This window comes from Streptomyces sp. NPDC054840, assembly GCF_053611065.1.
Map to the genome: position 1 here is coordinate 1 of NZ_JBSGZP010001073.1, position 1,544 is coordinate 1,544.

At 71.8% G+C, this 1,544-nt stretch carries 2 protein-coding genes; one reads left to right on the plus strand and one right to left on the minus strand.

Annotation, left to right across the window (positions count from 1 at the left end):
* Window positions 1-49: 49 nt before the first annotated feature.
* Window positions 50-1,000, minus strand: a complete 951-nt coding sequence (sigJ, locus tag ACWGIU_RS37610; protein WP_453712552.1) for an RNA polymerase sigma factor SigJ — start codon at window positions 998-1,000, stop codon at window positions 50-52.
* Between the two features lie 122 nt (window positions 1,001-1,122).
* Here sigJ and ACWGIU_RS37615 point away from each other — a divergent pair, with 122 nt between their 5' ends.
* Window positions 1,123-1,506: a hypothetical protein gene (locus ACWGIU_RS37615; protein ID WP_453712550.1), complete on the plus strand. Its 384-nt coding sequence runs from the start codon at window positions 1,123-1,125 to the stop codon at window positions 1,504-1,506.
* Window positions 1,507-1,544 lie beyond the last annotated feature (38 nt).

A 1,544-nucleotide genomic window follows, 5' to 3' on the forward strand; every position in this document is an offset into this window, starting at 1 on the left:
GTCCCCGGTGGAGCCGGTGGTTCCGGCCCGGTACCGGGGACGCGCCGGGTCAGTCCTGTCCGTCCTCCACCCAGGGGCGGAGCTTCTCCGGATTGCGGACCGCCCAGATGCGGGTGACACGATCGCCGCCGAGCTCGAACGCCGCCACGGTCACGGTGACGCCGATGTGCTGGGCGACCAGCCCGGGCCGGCCGTTGACCGAGCGTTCCAGGAGCTTCAGGCCGGGGGCCCGGTCGGCGATCTGGATCAGGTATTCGGCGATGCGCGCGCTGCCCTCGATCGGGCGCAGGGCCGCGCCGACCAGTCCGCCGCCGTCGGCGATCATCGCGGCGTCGGGGGCCAGCAGACCGACGAGGGCCTTGATGTCCCTGGCCTCCCACGCCTCCTTGAAGTGCCTCACGAGCGGGGCCTGTCCGGCCGTCGGGGCCGTCGGGACCTGGGCGGCGCTCACGCGTCGGCGGGCCGACGTGGCCAGCTGGCGGCAGGCCGCCGGCGTCCGGCCGACGATCTCGGCTATCTCGGCGAAGGGGTAGCGGAAGACGTCGTGGAGGATGAAGGCGACGCGTTCGGCCGGTGTCATCGACTCCAGTACGACGAGGAAGGCCATGTTGACCGACTCGTCCAGGGTGACCCGGTCGGCCGGGTCGACGGGCCGTGTCCCGCCGCCCACCGGCCCGCTGATCCACTCCGCGCGGTCGGGCAGCGGCTCGGGGACCCATTCGCCGACGTAGCGTTCGCGCCGGGCCCGCGCCGAGCCGAGCAGGTCCAGGCAGATGCGGCCGGCGACCGTCGTCAGCCAGGCGCCGGGAGACTCGACGGCCTCCTGCTTCGGCTTAGGCATCGCGTACCAGCGCGCGTAGGTCTCCTGTACCGCGTCCTCGGCCTCGGCCAGCGAACCGAGCAGCCGGTAGGCCAGGTTGGTGAGGTGTCCCCGCTCCCCGACGATCACGTCCAGGTCCGGATCGGACCGGTCACCGCCACGCGTGGACGACGTACTGATGCTCACGACCGCTCCCCCTGGCCCGTCTCCCGTTGCCTCGCCTCACATTTCGCGGGCCCACGTCGTCGGACTACCGAGAGCCTATCGATCTACGCCGTGAGGCAGAAGAGGGGACCGCCACCATGGCCACACTGACGACGGAGAAGCCGCGTACCTCCACGTTCCTGCAGGTCGCCGTCGGGCTGCAGACCTTGGGCATCTTCTTCCAGGCGGTCACCGCCGGGCTGCTGCTGTCCTCGACCCACGGCGAGCTGCTGCACGGCATCGGGGCGCGCGTGATGTACGGGGCGACGATGCTGTACGTGCTCGCCGCGGTCCTGGCGTGGCGGCCGGGCGGTGGATCGCCCCGGCCCATCCTGTATTCGTCGGGCTTCCTCGTGCTCGCCTCGGTGCAGGTGGTCCTGGGCATCGCCCGCGTACCGTCGGTCCATGTCCCCCTGGGTGTCCTGATGTTCGCCCTGAGCCTGCTGGCACTGAGCCGCGGGCCGTCGGCGCACCGGTCATGATCAGCGCAACGGGGCAGGTCGGAGCGACTCGTCAGCGC